This window comes from Vibrio plantisponsor (genome assembly GCF_013041605.1).
GTDB classification, from domain to species: domain Bacteria; phylum Pseudomonadota; class Gammaproteobacteria; order Enterobacterales; family Vibrionaceae; genus Vibrio; species Vibrio plantisponsor.
The window spans coordinates 91,557-108,384 of sequence record NZ_JABEQC010000001.1; the positions used below are offsets into that span (position 1 = coordinate 91,557).

Below are 16,828 nucleotides of genomic sequence, written 5' to 3' on the forward strand. Positions count from 1 at the left end.
ACGTGTTTCAACGATATTAGCTAAGTGAGAAAACACATATTAGCTACGGTATGAAGAATCTCATTGCAATATCAAAAAATGTTGCAACTCAAGTAAGTACAACACTCAAATTTAATGCCCTAGAGTTCAGCTTAGCTATTCAGTTAAGCTAGGCTCTTTACAACAGCTACTGCTGCTAACAGCAAGAAAAACGCACCACAACACTGATTGAAGGTTCGCCCATTGGCTAAGAGCAGTGTTTTAACCTTATCCGCCAATCTTGCCACGATATACTCTACGACAAATTCAATACAAAGAAAGCTGAATGTTATTACCAGAAATTGGGGGATAAACGCCTCATCAGGGTTAATAAACTGAGCTAGAAAAGCTGTAAAGAATAGCAAGACTTTCGGATTAGACAATGCAGCGAAATAGCCTTGCTTAAATAGCTCTTTAGGCAGAACAGACACTACAGTTGTTGTTTGCTCAATGCTAATGGCAGATGCGAAAAACAATTTGAAACCTAACCATGCAAGATATAAAGCTCCCAGCCATTGAAGACCAATCATCAGTTCAGGTTTTGCTTCTAGTAATGTACCTAAACCTAGCATAGCTACCGTAATCAAGATGAAAAAGCCACTCACGCCACCACATATTGTCCAAATTGTCTTCTTATAGCCATATCGTGCACCGTGGCTGAGTGCTAAAAGCGAGTTAGGACCTGGGACACAAGCAAGACCCAGCGCAGACAAAGCAAAGACACACCAAATTTCAAACGTCATAACCAACCAGCAAATTGAGAACTTAAGGGAGATTAGTATCTCTCAGTTCTCAATTTATCTATGGTATATTCTGGACGTAAAACATGAATATTTAGACTTAAGGTTCAATACAAATGAATGAAAATAATGGTGTCCGATTTTTATTGATACCTTTAAATAACTTTAACATGCTTCCGTTTGGTGGCTTCTTAGATAAACTCCGATTCTCCGCAGATGAAGCGGATCACAGTCAACAACGATATTGCTCATGGAAAGTTGTGTCTCACAGCAAAGGGTTAGTCATTTCTAGTAGCGGAATCCCTATCAGAGTTGACCTCGATTTTAGTGACGTTAAGCCTGCGAATTTTGACTATGTGGTTTTCTTTGGCAGCCGCACTGCAACTGAATCTCAGCAGCAAGCCGCTTATTATCGCTCTTTTGTTCGAAATGTTGTCGCCAATGGAATACCAATTGTCAGCATTGATAACGCTTGCTTTACTCTAGCTGAGTTAGGGCTACTTAACCGTCATCAAATTGTGGTTCATTGGCGGCACCATAGCGAGTTCAAAGCAACCTACCCTAAAGTAATTGTAAGAGATGAGCAGCTTTATCACTTTGATAAAGAGCTAATCAGTTGCACTGGCGGAAGTGCCACTATCGACCTTGCGGTGGCAATTTTGCAAAAGCATGTCGGTCAAACAAAGGCAGAAAAAGGGTTAGCGGATATGCTGGTTGATGAAAATCGTAGTATGCAACACCGTCTAAAGTCGTCAGAGCAAGGAATACACAGAAATCGTCATATGGACAGAGCGATTTCTTTGATGCAAGAAAACTTGGAACAGACAATGACCGTAGAACAGGTTGCTGCGCTCATCGGGATTAGTCGACGACAATTAGACCGCTTATTTCAGCAAAAGCTCAGCATTTCAGCGAGTCATTATTGGCAAGAATTACGTTTACAACATGTGTACTGGCGATTGAAACATTCTAGTCATGACCTTGCCCAACTTGCAGATGAAGTGGGTGTTCGGGATATCAGCTATCTATGCAAGATTTTCAAGAAAAGATTTGGCGTAACACCAGGTCGATGCCGTCGCGACTCGATAGCGTGATGGCTATGTGTGTCTAGCGAGCGACCTTTCAACATTCAATGGTCTTCAATATCTGACTCATTATATAAATTGGGGCATGTACGATTTTAAGAAGGTGTGATGGGCATTAACTATAAATGGTTTTGCGGCAAATTCGTGTTGCCAATGGCGTCAGTCGTGACTCTACACGCATGACCAAAAGCATGGGGAAACTCTATATACGTGGCCAGTTTTAGTTAATCACTACAAGATGTCTGGAACATCTTGACCAGAATAGTGGCCCCTAACTGGCTTAAGGTTTTAGTTTGGGTTTATTTTGGTAGGGTCATAGGGGCTGTGTGTGTCTTGATTCTAAAATCCGACCAGATTTCAGCGTGGTTTGATAGGTATCTACTGAAGAAAGACAAAGAGTAGACGTGATTGTGAAGCTCTAATATCGGTCTTTAGCATGATAAAAGCGAGTAGCCAAATAAATTGGTTCTCGCTTTTTTAATCAACTACCACGTTCGATTCGAGATAAAAATTACCCAGTAAACTCTTCAGAATCGGGACGGTTGGTAAACTGCACACCATTTAAGAAGTCGCACAGCAGTTGGTCTTCACACTGTTTGTAGTTTTTGTTGTTTGGCTTGCGGAAATACGCACCAATTTCGTATTTACTTAAACTAGTACCGACCACTTCTAATACGTCCAACACATCTTCTGCTTTCATGTCTAGCGCAATGCGCAGCTTCATGAGAATCATGTTGTTGGTCAACGTGACTTCTGGCTTAGGTTGCTCGCCGTCTTTTTTTCCTCGCTTGAGGTTAATAAAGCCATTTAAGAATACCGCTAACTCTTGATCCTTCATCTTAACGCGAGATTTGTCGCTTTCATCTTTTAACCAGTTTGCCACTTTATCGTGAGCCACAGTGACTTCGGCCTGCCCGAAAGCTTTCATTATCTGCGCGTTTTTAAGGTTTAACGCGTGTTGGATACGACGTAAAATTTCGTTGTTAGTCACTAGGGATTCCTAAAATGAGTTCTAAGGGTGAATAAAAATCCATCAATGACATGCGATCTGTGAGTGTCTTTATTCAATAGCGTAGTTGACGGTGACTCTAACAGAGAACACGTTTCTTCGGTAGGTTAAAAAACAGAAATAAGACGGCCTATTCGAACTAGTTGGCTAAGTTGGTAAGACCCCACTTTCATAGACACTATGCTGATTAGAAGAAGTAGGTCAAACTACCTCACTGTGATTTGTGAGGTAGAAGGTCACTGGCAAGGAATGGGGCACTTTCTTTCGCTACATCATGGATGTTTACTTAGCATCAACTCTAACTCATTCTCTACTGACGGGCTTGAAGTAACTTTTGTATTTTGTATTCTCAACATAACCAAGCTTTTCATACATAGACTGAGCCACTGTATTACTTATGACTGTTTCCAATTCGATGCCTTTTGCATTCGTATCAAGAGCAAACTTATCAGCTTTAGCCATCAAAGCATTTCCAACACCAAGACCACGAGCTTCATCCTTTACGTAAAGGTCGTTTAGAGTCCAATATTTTTGAAGCGATACAGAGCTGAATCCTTGATATAAAGTTGCAAACCCTATGAATGAACCATTTCTTTCAGCTACTAAAAAGGCAGCTTCACCATGATTGATTCTATCCTCCAACCACAGTTCCGACTCAGTTATAGTTGCTGAATTTTCTAGACTAACTGATAGCTGCCTATATGCATGAAATAGGTGAGAAAGCTCTTCAACATCTTTAAGGTCAGCGGTTCTAATTTCCATCATTAACTCTTTGTAGTTATTAGTTTTTTAATTATGCGAGGTAGCATATAGGTTAAGTAGAAATCTCTCTACCTTTCTGAATGAACATTCACTTTTCAACCTAGCGAAGTTTTATCCCAAATTAGTAATTTTGGGGGGCTATTTAAATGGTCTATCGGTTAGTAAGCATGAACAAAAGTACGGTAATTTCAGTGTCACGATTTACCACTGAGTAATTACGTCAACACTGAATTGGGGCAAAAATAAGTCAGCATAGTTCTTGCTGACTCAGGCGTGGATTAACGATTTAGATGTGTAGTTCTAAACGTTTAAAAGTATAGTGAAACCGTGAACACTTGTTATAAATAAATTATGACCGTTTTCAGATTTCTTTTAGCACTTTTGCTGGATTGCCACCAATTACAACGTTATCGCCAAAACTCTTGGTTACTACTGCACCAGAGGCTACGACTACATTGTCGCCAAGGGTTACACCTGGATTGATAACCGCATTACCACCTATCCAACAGTTGTCACCGATAGTTATTGGACGTGCTAGTTCTAAACCACTGTTTCTCTCTACTGGATCCAGTGAATGTGTCGCGGTATAAATTCCGACTTGAGGTGCGAGTAGACAGTTCTTACCAAATTTTACTTCTGCAACATCCAAAATCACGCAACCGAAATTGGCATAGAAATTATCTCCAACATGAATGTTCGAGCCGTAATCACAATTGAAAGTAGACTCAATATAGATATTTTCGCCAGTGGTACCAAACAAGCTCTTAATTATTTCAACGCGTTTACATCGAAACTCAACAGAGGTTGTATTCAATTCCTCTGTGAGTAATCTAGCTTTCAATCTAAGCTTTAATAACTCATCATCACTTGGGTCATAAAGCTCACCAGATAACATTTTTTCTTTCTCTGACATAAATTTGGACTCCACTACCAAATGACTCACGATGCTCTCAAGACGGCTTCTAACCTCTTTTGATTTACCCATGATGCGGCTGTTTTACTGGCACTTCAACTGGTAATCAAAAAGTGTTCGCCTTGATAATCAGACATCAAAGCGGTGACACAACTGGCAATTTAGAAAGATAGGGAAACCGAGGACAAAAACTGATACTGAGTAGATAAGTTGACGCTAGATAAGGTATGGAATGTCATAGTTAAGGAGAACAACACATATGGATGTTTGTTCCTAACAGGGAGAGCTCCATGCGCTCTCCCTGTTACAACTGAAGTAATCTGTATTTAGTTAACAACATCCCTACAAGTAAGAACAGAAGTACGCGGTGCACAAGAGTTATTAATACAAATTTTCTTTAAGAGGTTATTAAGCTTTCGTATATGCATCCTTATTTATTTCCAGAAAAGTATTAAGTAACAGTCGATAAATATCGCACCATTAAAACTGTTTATTTAACCGGCAGTTGTTCTGGTACTTGGTCGAAAGACGCAACCAAACCAAGTTGAACTAACCTTCCTTCCAAATAAGGTCTGAGATTGTAGGCATTGCGAAGGCGTCTATACTGTGAATAAATCGCTTCAGATTCTACTAGTTGCTTTTTATGAGCTCTAACCATCAGATTCTTGTCGGTTGCACGACTGGATACGAATTCGATAACGTCTACATCATAAGATTGCATTTCTAATAGCAATGCCCTCATTGAATCAAGCACAACGTATAGAAGCCGATCTTTAATTACACTATGCTTCGTTAATCCTTTTGTGTTCTCATAAGATTGCATTTTGTTTTTGACGCTGTGCTGGCAACAAGAAACGGAAAGTATGTGCTTAGCATTGTTTTTGAGACCAAGAAACATTGCTTTGTCTGTAGCTACATCACACGCATGAAGAGAATATGCAACATCTATGGGGCCGCAATGTGTGTATTGTTCAATATCTGCAGTATGAAAATGCATTCGCTCGAAGCCAAGTCTCTCGGCCAAATTGCGATTCTTGTTCATTAGTGCTTCATTAATATCAATACAGTGGATTCGAACAGGCCTTTGCACTACGTAAGTATAGTAGTAGTACACCATAAAGCTGAGATAACAATTGCCAGCGCCGCTATCGACAAACACTAGCTCCCTTTTCTTGGAATATTTTCTTACTTGAGAGTGGATAACTTCCAAAAAAGCAATTATTTGTTCAACCTTTCTGGCTTTATCGGATTCATGTTTTTTTTGTGGTGTCATCAAACCCAACCGTTGAGAAAACTCGCAAAGTTGAATTTTTGTATCATGCTCAATTAGCATGCCGCCTCCTAAAAATATGGAGGTGCGTAACTGATTATAAAGGCTAGCTTAGTGAGGGGGCTGGTATGCCATGCGAAAGAAATCATCATCTAGATAGACCTTTACAAAACAGCAGGCACACCCATAACTATACGTATATGGTATATAACTTCTCGACAAAAAGAGCGTCGAGCTTATTGGTGTTCTGATATTCTGTAATGAATTTATCTAGTCTCCAGAATCGCCGCCTTAAACTAAGGTCTAGTTACTCCGGATTGTTCTCTCCTGGTGGCATAAAATCAATGCGCCTAAGCGCATAAAAACGTGCGCATAATATGCCTCCTTCATTTTAAAATCAAGCCATTTCTAGCCCTTAGCTAGTCGTTCTTCCCCTGCTCATTTCAGTATTGCTACGAGATAAGAAAACTTAATTTTCGCGAACAGAAAAAGAAACTTGATTCATATCAAGAAACCAATCACACAAATAGGAGTACGTTAGACCTTGTTAAATTTTTGAGGGATTAAAAATGACAACATCTAAAGTGATTTTAAGAAACCTGCTCGGGCTTTTGCTGATTATGTCCGTAGTGTTATGTGGGCTCTACTTGTTGCTAGATGTATTAGCACTGTTTGCTTACTTTAATCATGAAGTGGTGATTGCGAATCAATTCATTGATGAATCTTTTTACCTCTTGATATTCTTTGTACCACCCTACTTTATTGGCAAATACATAAACCGTCCCGATATCGTCAAGGCGGTTGAAGACTATCTGTTGTCAAAAAGTAAGAGTGAGCATTACTTGTACAGCCCTAACTTATAGAAACCATTTCTTTTCCAGCTACTCTACCGACACGAAAACGCCTCTTTTTATTCAACAAGAGCCTTATAGCAAGTCGGTAGATTGCTTAGTGTTTGTCACCAACGTTAATTAACAAATTTGTTAACATCGACCAATAATCCACTCGTTAAGCAAAAAGCTTTGCCTATACTTTAGCTATGTCGGTACATCGAATATGGATATCTTGATGGCAGAACAAAACATAGGGCAAATCCTTCAAGCTTTTAATAGCATTGAATCCAAGATCCGAGAGCAAAGCGGAATGCTCAGAGAACTCACCGCTCAGGTCAAAGCGCTCGAAGGGCAAAACAAACAATTAGTACAACTTGTACATCAGTTGAAATCCCCTTCAGCACCGCCTGCTGAGCAGTTTGACTCTGGCAAAGCAGAGTTCCAAAACTCTGTAACGAAAAGCTTGAAATCGATTGAAGAGCAATCGAAAAAAACCATGGATATGATTAAAGCGAATGTTGGAGCAAAGAAACGGGCTTGGCCTTAATCTGCAAACCCAGAGACATCAAAGTTAAATACTTTGCTTAGGCTGTGAGTTCGTTTTAAATGTTACTTTCATCGTGAATACCATTAGTACCCAATGCTTTTATTTGATTGATATAGAAGCCGTTCCTGCCGTTGTCTTTGGCTTTATACAAGGCTTGGTCGGCATTTTGTAATAAGGTGTCGATGTTTTGCCCTTTTACGTACATAGAACCGCCAATACTCACGCTGATTGAGAAACGGTCAGAGAACTCATGGTGAGAGATTTGTAGACATAGACGCTCTGCCAATTGAGCAAGCTCACTCTCATCCACATTGACCAGCAGTACCAGAAACTCGTCGCCACCCCAACGAGCCGCCATATCATAAGAACGAATGGTTTCGCGAATCACTTCCGCTATCGCTTTCAATGATTCATCACCCGCAGAGTGACCATAGGTATCATTGATATCTTTAAACCAGTCGATATCAATCCACAGCAAACCTAGTGGTAGGTCTTCGCGTTCAGCGCGATTCAGGCTTGCTTCAATTTGCTCAGCCATACCACGTCGATTATACAGTTCTGTTAACGGGTCTATTTGTGTGAGCCTTTCTAGCTCTGCGGTTCTTTCTTGTACTTTAAGTTCAAGATCTCGTTTTGATTGCAAAACGGCATCAGCCATCTGAATGAAATGGTTGATCACTCGTCCTAACTCACCTCTTCTACGATTGGTAATTTCTGACTTCGGATTCTGCCCTTTCTCAAACAATACCAACGCTTTATCTAGCTCACTGATTGGGTTTAACACCAAACGATTTAGCACCAAGTTCATTAGCATCAGGGCAATCAATAGCGTAGCAATAAACACAACCACTATTTTGGTGAAGTGCGAGACGGGAAGGAAGATGCTCAGGTCTATCAGGGTTATTTTGTACCAGTCTATTTCAGGCAAATAGACCAAGCCCACTAATTGACGAGACCCATGCATATCAACAAAAGTGGTAACGACTTGTGTGTCACCCGACTCTAACTCATGCATCAACTGGTAGATCACATCCAAGTCATTTTTATTGTCAAAAATAAGATCAATGGCTTTGTGATCAGTTTTCGATTTCATCACCGAGCCGAAATCAATCATCGCTTTGTCGCGATGAAGCTGAATCGCTCCCGCATGATCGATAAAGAAGCTGTGTATTCCCGGCTCAACCTCTTCCACTACGCTGTTTAAGAAGGTCGTTAAGTCCAACCCCGTTCCAACCATGCCGAGTATGTCTTCACCATCTTTAATCAATACATCGATCCACAGCTTAGTAATGCCTAACTCAACATCAGGGTTTACGTTGATATGGATGTCGCGTTTCTGTTCGATTAGGTTGTAAAACCAACTGTCTTCTTGCTTGCTTGGGTCCAATATGTAGCGAAACTCCTTACCACGAAACTCATCTAGCGCATTGTTGTGGTAGTAGTGTCCATTACTCAGCAAAGCAACAAAGTAGCTTTTGTCCTGAAAATTCTGGCGATAGTTTTCCAACTCATCAAGCGCAATAGCTTGCAGAGATTCATTTTGAGGAGAACGAGCCCACTGTTTAATAGTATTAGAAGTAGCAAGCTGACGAGAAAGCGCCAGCTCACGCAAGATCGGCTGAAGCGTACGGCTCTTATCATAAAGAGTTTGTTTTGTAATATAACGCGGAGCCCACTGCTCAATGATTCCCTCAGCGAGTGTTCGAACTAACCACGATACTGCGCCAGCCGTGACAATAAACACTAGAGCAGTAACTAACATAAACTGAGGCTTTAACTTCATTCCCTTCTCCAGTGAAGTTTTAATCTTTGCAACGTTATATCTAGAGTTTTAGCCAACGCTAATAAAACAATATCAGATGTAAGAGAAAAAAATCATCCGTTAATTGCCTATTACACCTAATATCGGAATAGCGCTGAGCAAAAGTGGAATCTACGACATAGTTATAGGCGTCAACTAACCTATTTTCTCTATAGAGATGTGTTATTCGACATAGATTAAATATTCGCTATGAGATAAAAACGCATTTCAAACAAACAACGACTTAATTTCTGTCTATCTTTAAAGGACTAGGGGAAACGGAAATGATGCATGCGCTTACATAAAAGCCTTCCAAAACTCATTTTTATCCTAATATCTTTTGGGACGATCATTATCGCAACCGAATTTTTGACTAGAGAACTGCTTTTCACAGGCCAAACAGAAACCATCGCTTTAACCAACGCCAATCAAAAAACCAAAGAAAGAGAGAATTTGCTCGCTAACTTCTTTGCTGACTCTGAAAACACCATTCACGCGATTAGAACGAGTCAGTCTTTCAATCAGTTTTTAATCAGCCCCGAGACAGCTAAGAAGGATTTTGAACAATTGGCACTCACCTTCGCGGTAAGCCAGCAAGATATTATGAAAATCCGCTATATCGACAAAAGCGGAATGGAAGTGGTGAGAATCGACAGAGACCAGCTGGGTGACGAGGCCAAAATTGTTGAACTCAGTAAGCTACAAAATAAGTCTCATCGTTACTTTTTTTACGACTCTATTGAGAAAAAGCCCGAGCAAATCTGGTTTTCAAACCTTGATTTGAATGAAGACAATGGACGGGTTGAAATACCTTACAAACCGACACTGCGCGCGGTAATGCCCCTTTCTGATAAAGACACCTTCTCCGGCATTTTAATTGTGAATTATTTCCTTAAGCCGCTATTCGACACCTTCGCCAATGCGCCTTTATATAATTCAATATTGGTGGATAGCGACGGTGAAATACTGCTTCACTACGATAAAAGCAGAGAATGGAGCCGATATACAGGCAGCAAAAATATTAATCAAGATATTCCGGATTTTAACCAGTTATTGAACAACGACACTTATAGAAATTCAAATATTTACTCTAGAAAGCTCAATCTACCAATTCCTCAGAAATTAATTCTGATTCTTTCTCTCAATAGCACTTACTCACACTTGCAGGCGTCCATGTCTCACAAGAGTTTTTTATACAGTTCGGGAATCACCTTATTTATTACCGTTGTTTTTGGCTTCATCTTTGCCAGTGTATTAAGCAAGTTTTTCACCGATTACGCCAATCGCGGCAACTATATTGAGAAGCTGATGGATCTCAACTTACGAATCAATAACCTCAACCAAACAAATAAACTCTATATGGAAATGGCGAGTGATGGCATACATATTCTCGACAAAGGCGGCAACATCGTAGCTTTTAGCCATTCCTTTGCAGAATTGCTTGGCTACAGCGAAGAAGAGATGTCAAAACTGAACATGCGCGACTGGGAAGCGAAACTGAAACCTGAAGAAATTGCTGAAACGATGGCAAGCTTTGGCACTGAAGCCAGAAAGTTCGAAACCCAACATCGTAGAAAAGATGGAACCATTATTGATGTGGAAATTAATGCCAAGTGGATAAGGACTGCTGACGGTCGCTGCTTCTATGCTTCGTCGCGTGATATCACTGATCGTTTACGTCTGGAAAGGGAGCTTCACAAACTCGCCACGACTGACGCTCTAACCCAACTGCCAACACGCAGAGTATTTATGGAGCGACTTGAGACCGAAATGGAAAGATATCATCGCAAACAATGTGACGCTGTCACTGTTATCTTTATTGATTTGGACAACTTCAAGACGGTCAATGACACATACGGTCACGGTGCAGGCGATAAAGTACTGGTCTCAGTTGCCAATATTCTCAGTGATGAAATTCGTAAAGTAGACTCCGTGGGGCGTTTAGGTGGTGAAGAGTTTGGCCTGATACTGACCGGAACCACCGCCGAGATGTCGGTACACTTCACTAACCGCATACGTAAGCGGATAGAAGAATGCCCAGTGGTATTAGATCACAGCGTCATTCACTGTACCGCCAGCATGGGCATTACTACCATCAATGCTCTGGATACAGACATCAATAAGGTACTCGAACGTGCCGATAAGGCGCTATATAGCGCCAAACATCTAGGACGAAACCGAGTAGAAGTATTCAAAGAACTAGCTTAAGTTTCGTCTCACCAATGCCTGTGTGTTCTGCTTTAACATCTGAATGAATTTGGACTCAATTTCATTCAAACTCACTGTATCTGGGGTAACCAAATACATATCGGTGACAGGCAGTGACTCATACGGCGGCAACGGCCATAAAAGTTCCTGAGCAACAAACGGCTTCGCGCTTTCAACCGTTAATGCACCGAAACCAATTCCTGCCATAATCATGCGTCTGACTTCTTCAAGGTTGGAAGACACCGCCACAAGCTTACCCCAGAACTGTTGCTGGTCACGGAACTGGGCAATCGCATCTAAGCCCTCACCTGGTTGGTCACTTTCAAAAGAGATGTAAGGCAAACCACGAATGTCTTCCAACGTTAGATCATGCCTGCCGAAACACGGGTGTGCTCGCCCACAGTAGAAACCCATCTGCTCATAACCAAGAAAATCACACCTGACGCCTGTCTTAGCTATTTTCTTGTTGCTAAGGCCAATATGCAGAACACCTTCCGCCACATGGTTAACAATATCTGCGCTGGGGAAAGTATTAACGTTGAAAATCACGTTAGGAAACAATCCGTGGTACTGAGCCAGCGTCACATCATAAGCCGGACATTGAAGGTGGCTTGCGATTTCGATAGTTAGCTCACCTTGAATGTTATCAGTCTGGTCAACAAACTGATCGGCCATGGTTCCGACAATACGACCAACGGAAGAGACATATTCATACACGCGCATTCCATGCAAAGTGAGGGTGAATACGCCTTTCTTACGCAAGATAAGGCGCTTATCCAAATGATCTTCTAATCGCTTAAGAGCGTTACTCACACTTGGTTGGCTCAAGGATAGTCGACGGGCAGCAGCGCTAATCCCTCCTTCATTCACAATCGTTAAAAAGGTATAGAGCAAATTCCAATCCAGATTACGAAGTAGTCGGTCTTTAGCATTCAGCATCTCATTGTCCTTTTCCTGTCTTATCCATAGCGAGAGGCTATGTATATCATATTTATTTATCATTATGGACATTAGCTAACTTTGCACATACTCAATAAACAACAATTCCAATCTGCAACCATTACGAAAAGGACATCACAATGGCAAAAGCAAAATTACTCAGCACTTTACTGGCTTCAGGCATCGCCCTTCTTGCTTCTACTGGTGCGGCAGCCGAAACGTTAAAAATTGGCACCGAAGGCGCTTACCCTCCATTTAACTATTACACCGCGGACGGTCAGCTAGCGGGTTTTGATATCGAAATTGGCAAAGCGTTGTGCGCCAACATGAAAATTGAGTGTGAGTTTGTCGCACAAGATTGGGACGGCATTATTCCAGCGCTGCTTGCAGGTAAATACGATGTGATTCTGGCTTCAATGTTTATTACTGATGAGCGCAAAAAGCAGGTCTCTTTCAGCGCGCCATACCAAGCATCAGCAATGACTTTCGTTGTTGATAAGAATTCCGGCATCAAAGATGTCTCTCCTGCTGCAATGAAAGGCATGATCATCGGTGCTCAAAGCTCTACTACTCAGGCGGAATACCTTCTTGCTCAATACCCAGATTCTGAAATTCGCCTTTATCCAACGCAAGATGCTGTAAACCTTGATTTGGCAAGCGGCCGTATTGATGCACAAGCTGGTGACATTATGCCCATGACAGATTGGATAAACTCTGAAGACGGCTCTTGCTGTCAAAAAGCGGGCAACTTAATTACTGACCGCACATATGTGGGCGACGGCGTGGGAATGGCGCTGCGCAAAGAAGATGAAGAGTTACTAAAGCGCTTGAATCAGGCTCTGGAAAACATCATCGCAGACGGCACGTATAAGAAAATTAATGATGAGTTCTTCTCAATCAACCTTTTAACGCTTCAGTAAGACCCAAAATATCAATAGGCAAATCGCTATTTAGTAACAACGTCATGGGTGGTAGTACGCCACCCAAACCATTGCGAAACAATAACTCAAAGAGACACGTGTAATGGAATATCTGATGTATCTCAGTTTTGGTGACCAAGGTTGGGGAGATGAATTACTGAAAGGCTTAGCCATAACGCTGGGACTTGCACTCTGTGCTCTACCCGTTGGTATGGTGATTGGAACTGGCGTTGCGGCTTTGTCCGTCAGCATTAGACCTGCTCATCGTTGGTTTGCAACCACCTATACCACTGTGTTGAGAGGTCTTCCCGAGCTGCTTACGCTGTTCATCATCTACCACGGTGTTGGGTTACTGATTAACAAAACACTGAAATGGCTTGACCCAAGTAACAGCTTTTTTGAGTTAAACCCTTTTGGTGCAGGTGTGATTGCACTGGGACTGGTTTTCAGCAGCTATGCAGCCGAGGTATTGCGCGGAGCCTGGAAAGCCATGGACAAAGGACAACGAGAAGCAGGCTATTCATTGTCGATGAGTCCTTGGCAGATTTTCTGGCACATTGAACGACCACAATTATTACGCCTTGCTTTACCGGGCTTAGGCAATCTGTGGATTAACTTACTCAAAGACACTGCACTCGTTTCGGTGATTGCTTTGAACGACTTAATGCGAGCCGCCAACATAGCCGTTGGTGCGACCAAGAAACCGTTTCTGTTTTACCTGACTATCTGTTTGGTTTATTGGGCCATATGCGCTTGTTGCGAGCGTTTGTTATCAACCATGGAAACCCACTCTAAACGTGGTATCCGCGTAAGCCGTTGAGGAAAGGACGATGCTAGAGTTTATTGAAAAATTCTCCCCTATGCTCCTTAGTGGCGCATGGATGACCATTAAGATTACCGTTGTGTCTGTGGTTATCGCTGCAATCCTTGCCTTACCTATGTCTATTTTGCGAATTCAAAAGTCCGCTGTTTGCCGCGTGCCTGTGCAGGTGTTTATTTCCTTCTTTCGCGGCACGCCGCTGATTGCTCAGCTGTTTTTGGTTTACTATGGGTCTGGTCAGTTCCGACCATTTCTAATGGAAATGGGATTGTGGCAATTCTTTAGAGATCCGATGAACTGTGCGTTACTCACATTCACGCTCAACTCTCTGGCGTATCAAACTGAAATTATGCGCGGTGCCATTCAATCAGTAGATGCGGGTGAAATTGAAGCCGCCAAATCGATGGGAATGAACAACAGCCTGCTGTATCGACACATAGTGTTACCCCTCGCCTACCGAATTGCCTTTCCGGCATTAGGTAATGAATGCATTTTGATGCTCAAAGGAGGCGCTGTCGCGAGTGTCATTACGGTAATGGACTTAATGGGTCAGACGCGTCGAGCGTTTTCCCAGACATTCGATATATCAACCTATTTTCTCGCGGCTTTGATGTATCTGGTGATCACCACCAGCTTTGTCATCGCTTGGCGCTACGCTGAACGTTATCTGTATCGACATCAGATCCAACGATCACCGAATAAACCCGTACTTCAAACAGCAACAAATTAACTTTGATATCAACAAACAAACGTCTACAGGGGCACAGCTCTTGGGGATTCGCATTATCTGAACAAGGATTTATACGATGAATACAATTGAACTAAAAACACCTTATTTAGTATTTCTTGGTGACGCTAATGATCTTCTTATGGCGAAAGTCGCGAAAGGCGTCGCACACTGGCGTCCTGAAAAGTGCCTTGCTCAATATCGCCTCGCTGGCGCTAAAGCCGATTTGGGCTTACCTGAAATGAATCCTCGCGAAGCGGCGGCTTGCGGCGCAAAAACCTTTATTCTTGGCTTAGCACCTGTGGGTGGGACACTGCCAGAAGAGTGGCTGGATCTGCTGATTGAAGCAATGGAAGCTGGTTTAGATATCGCAAGCGGTTTGCACATGAGACTGAACGATATTCCACGTTTAGTTGAAGCGGCAGAACGTACAGGCCAAAAGCTGCTTGATGTGCGAGTTCCTCAGGGCAAAATGGTGTGTGGTACTGGCCTTCCTCGTTCGGGCAAAAGATTACTCAGCGTAGGTACAGACTGCTGTGTTGGCAAAATGTTTACTACGCTCGCTATCCATCGTGAAATGGAAAAACGCGGCATTCCAGCAACTTTCCGTGCAACAGGTCAAACCGGTATTCTGATTGAAGGAAATGGTGTACCCGTTGATGCGGTTGTGTCTGATTTTATCTCTGGCATGGTAGAGACACTAACGCCAGATAACGCGCCAGAACATTGGGACATTATCGAAGGTCAAGGTTCCCTGCTACACCCAGCCTATGCTGGCGTAAGTTTAGGGCTGCTTCATGGCGCTCAGGCTGATGTCATCATAGTGTGTCACGAAGCTGGCCGTGTTCAAATGGACGAAATGCCTGGCTTTACTGTTCCAGATCTGCAAACCGTTATCGACATCAACCTCACTATGGGTCGCGTCACCAATCCAAATATCCGTTTAGGCGGCATTGCTCTTAACACTGTAAATCTCAACCAAGAACAAGCATTGGCAGAGATCGCACGAGTAGAGAAACAGTTCGGTGTGCCTGTTGTCGACCCAGTCCGCACAGGTGTCGCATCAATTGTCGATCAGCTTGAAGAGGTTTGTTATGCGTAAGATGTCGATCAAGGTTGAACAGTGGCCACTGCATGAACCTTTTGTCATCTCTCGTATGGCTCCGATGCTGCACGGTGAAGTGGTTGTTGTGGAAGTCGAAGAATCTGGTTGTGTCGGTCGCGGTGAATGTGAGCGTATGGATGTATTCGAGCCTGAATATCCCGACGTTCTGGCTATGGTTGAAGCGTTCAAATCTGAAGTGGAATCGGGTATTAGCCGCGATAAACTTCGCGAAGTGATGCCCGCAGGCGCAGCTCGCAACGCGATTGACTGCGCTTTGTTCGAACTTGAAGCTAAGCAGAACAAACAGTCGGCATGGCAAATGGCTGGCTTTAAAGAGGCACCCAAGCAAGTCACCACAGTATTTACGCTTTCTTTAGATACGCCGGAAAAAATGGCTAAAGCGGCGGCGGCGCAAAAAGACCGCCCCATTCTGAAACTGAAACTTGGCCGTGAAGGTGATTTAGAACGCGTGAAAGCGGTTCGTGAAGCTGCACCCAATGTACGTTTGGTTATAGATGCCAACACAGGCTGGAGCTTTGAACAGCTAAAAACTTACTTGCCGGAACTTGCCAAACTTGGCGTAGAAATGGTGGAACAACCGTTAAACGATCAAGAAGAACATCTGTTGGAAACCATCACGCCAGAGCTGCCAATTACCGCAGATGAATCCTGTATCGACCGCTCGTCACTAGCTAAATTGAAAGGGCGTTATCAAGCCGTCAACATCAAGCTTGATAAAACGGGCGGTATGACAGAAGCGTTAGACTTGCTTAAAGACGCACAAGATATGGGTTTTGAAATCATGGTCGGTTGTATGATTGGAACATCACTGGCGATGGCTCCTGCCCTGCTTTTGGCTCAACAAGCTCGCTGGGTCGATATCGACGGGCCGCTACTGCTGTCGAAAGATCGCTCTCCGTCTCTCCATTATCATCAAAGCCAAGTTGAGCCTAACCAAGCAGTTTGGGGGTAGTTCTGTAATCTGCTGAACTATCTGCTACTGAACTATCTGCATCTGCACTAAGCTCTGCTTTAATATCCTAACGCTCGCCAACTGGTGGGCGTTTTTATTTTTAGAGTTCAAACTTCAAAATAAAATTTAATGAACTATCTTTAAACCCACCAACACAA

16 protein-coding genes are annotated in these 16,828 nt (G+C 42.6%); 9 read left to right on the plus strand and 7 right to left on the minus strand.

The features are described from left to right. Nucleotides 1–143: 143 nt before the first annotated feature. A complete protein-coding gene (locus HKI82_RS00475) occupies nucleotides 144–761 on the minus strand; it encodes a LysE family translocator (protein ID WP_171136858.1) in 618 nt (205 codons plus the stop codon). Nucleotides 762–874: 113 nt separating this feature from the next. Here HKI82_RS00475 and HKI82_RS00480 point away from each other — a divergent pair, with 113 nt between their 5' ends. Beyond that, nucleotides 875–1,852 (plus strand): GlxA family transcriptional regulator, encoded by a 978-nt coding sequence (locus HKI82_RS00480; protein WP_171136859.1) that lies wholly within the window; start codon nucleotides 875–877, stop codon nucleotides 1,850–1,852. A 502-nt stretch (nucleotides 1,853–2,354) separates the two neighbouring features. On the opposite strand, the gene HKI82_RS00485 is transcribed toward HKI82_RS00480, so the two are convergent. From HKI82_RS00485 to HKI82_RS00500, 4 genes are all read right to left on the minus strand, one after another. Beyond that, complete coding sequence (locus tag HKI82_RS00485; RefSeq protein ID WP_171136860.1) at nucleotides 2,355–2,834, minus strand: YehS family protein; 480 nt, start codon at nucleotides 2,832–2,834, stop codon at nucleotides 2,355–2,357. Nucleotides 2,835–3,155: 321 nt separating this feature from the next. Further along, on the minus strand, nucleotides 3,156–3,614 hold the full coding sequence (locus HKI82_RS00490; protein ID WP_171136861.1) for a GNAT family N-acetyltransferase: 459 nt from the start codon (nucleotides 3,612–3,614) through the stop codon (nucleotides 3,156–3,158). A gap of 361 nt (nucleotides 3,615–3,975) precedes the next feature. Continuing rightward, the gene (locus HKI82_RS00495) at nucleotides 3,976–4,527 is read right to left on the minus strand and encodes a sugar O-acetyltransferase (RefSeq protein ID WP_171136862.1); all 552 of its coding nucleotides are present in this window, start codon (nucleotides 4,525–4,527) and stop codon (nucleotides 3,976–3,978) included. A 490-nt stretch (nucleotides 4,528–5,017) separates the two neighbouring features. After that, nucleotides 5,018–5,860 carry a class I SAM-dependent methyltransferase gene (locus tag HKI82_RS00500; protein WP_171136863.1) on the minus strand — a complete coding sequence of 281 codons (843 nt, stop codon included), beginning with the start codon at nucleotides 5,858–5,860 and terminating at the stop codon, nucleotides 5,018–5,020. A gap of 506 nt (nucleotides 5,861–6,366) precedes the next feature. Between HKI82_RS00500 and HKI82_RS00505 the strand changes: the two genes are divergently transcribed. Both HKI82_RS00505 and HKI82_RS00510 read left to right on the plus strand, forming a co-directional pair. Next, nucleotides 6,367–6,660 (plus strand): D-fructose-6-phosphate amidotransferase, encoded by a 294-nt coding sequence (locus HKI82_RS00505; RefSeq protein WP_171136864.1) that lies wholly within the window; start codon nucleotides 6,367–6,369, stop codon nucleotides 6,658–6,660. 205 nt (nucleotides 6,661–6,865) lie between these two features. Further along, on the plus strand, nucleotides 6,866–7,177 hold the full coding sequence (locus HKI82_RS00510; RefSeq protein WP_102941858.1) for a hypothetical protein: 312 nt from the start codon (nucleotides 6,866–6,868) through the stop codon (nucleotides 7,175–7,177). Between the two features lie 55 nt (nucleotides 7,178–7,232). On the opposite strand, the gene HKI82_RS00515 is transcribed toward HKI82_RS00510, so the two are convergent. Beyond that, nucleotides 7,233–8,960 (minus strand): GGDEF domain-containing protein, encoded by a 1,728-nt coding sequence (locus HKI82_RS00515; RefSeq protein ID WP_171136865.1) that lies wholly within the window; start codon nucleotides 8,958–8,960, stop codon nucleotides 7,233–7,235. Between the two features lie 309 nt (nucleotides 8,961–9,269). Between HKI82_RS00515 and HKI82_RS00520 the strand changes: the two genes are divergently transcribed. Then, complete coding sequence (locus HKI82_RS00520; RefSeq protein WP_171136866.1) at nucleotides 9,270–11,186, plus strand: sensor domain-containing diguanylate cyclase; 1,917 nt, start codon at nucleotides 9,270–9,272, stop codon at nucleotides 11,184–11,186. Here the strand turns inward: HKI82_RS00520 and HKI82_RS00525 are convergent. Further along, nucleotides 11,178–12,125, minus strand: a complete 948-nt coding sequence (locus tag HKI82_RS00525; protein ID WP_171136867.1) for a LysR family transcriptional regulator — start codon at nucleotides 12,123–12,125, stop codon at nucleotides 11,178–11,180. The genes HKI82_RS00520 and HKI82_RS00525 overlap by 9 nt on opposite strands. Before the next feature lie 140 nt (nucleotides 12,126–12,265). Here HKI82_RS00525 and HKI82_RS00530 point away from each other — a divergent pair, with 140 nt between their 5' ends. The 5 genes from HKI82_RS00530 (at nucleotide 12,266) to dgcA (ending at nucleotide 16,670) form a co-directional block, all read left to right on the plus strand. Beyond that, the gene (locus tag HKI82_RS00530) at nucleotides 12,266–13,045 is read left to right on the plus strand and encodes a transporter substrate-binding domain-containing protein (RefSeq protein ID WP_102941854.1); all 780 of its coding nucleotides are present in this window, start codon (nucleotides 12,266–12,268) and stop codon (nucleotides 13,043–13,045) included. Between the two features lie 103 nt (nucleotides 13,046–13,148). Further along, nucleotides 13,149–13,865: an ABC transporter permease gene (locus HKI82_RS00535; protein ID WP_171136868.1), complete on the plus strand. Its 717-nt coding sequence runs from the start codon at nucleotides 13,149–13,151 to the stop codon at nucleotides 13,863–13,865. Between the two features lie 10 nt (nucleotides 13,866–13,875). Next, complete coding sequence (locus HKI82_RS00540; RefSeq protein ID WP_171136869.1) at nucleotides 13,876–14,595, plus strand: ABC transporter permease; 720 nt, start codon at nucleotides 13,876–13,878, stop codon at nucleotides 14,593–14,595. A gap of 76 nt (nucleotides 14,596–14,671) precedes the next feature. After that, nucleotides 14,672–15,694: an N-acetyltransferase DgcN gene (gene dgcN, locus HKI82_RS00545; RefSeq protein WP_171136870.1), complete on the plus strand. Its 1,023-nt coding sequence runs from the start codon at nucleotides 14,672–14,674 to the stop codon at nucleotides 15,692–15,694. Further along, entirely contained in the window at nucleotides 15,687–16,670 is a 984-nt protein-coding gene (gene dgcA / locus HKI82_RS00550; protein ID WP_171136871.1) for an N-acetyl-D-Glu racemase DgcA, read from the plus strand. Before dgcN ends, dgcA begins: the two co-directional genes overlap by 8 nt. Nucleotides 16,671–16,828: the final 158 nt, after the last annotated feature.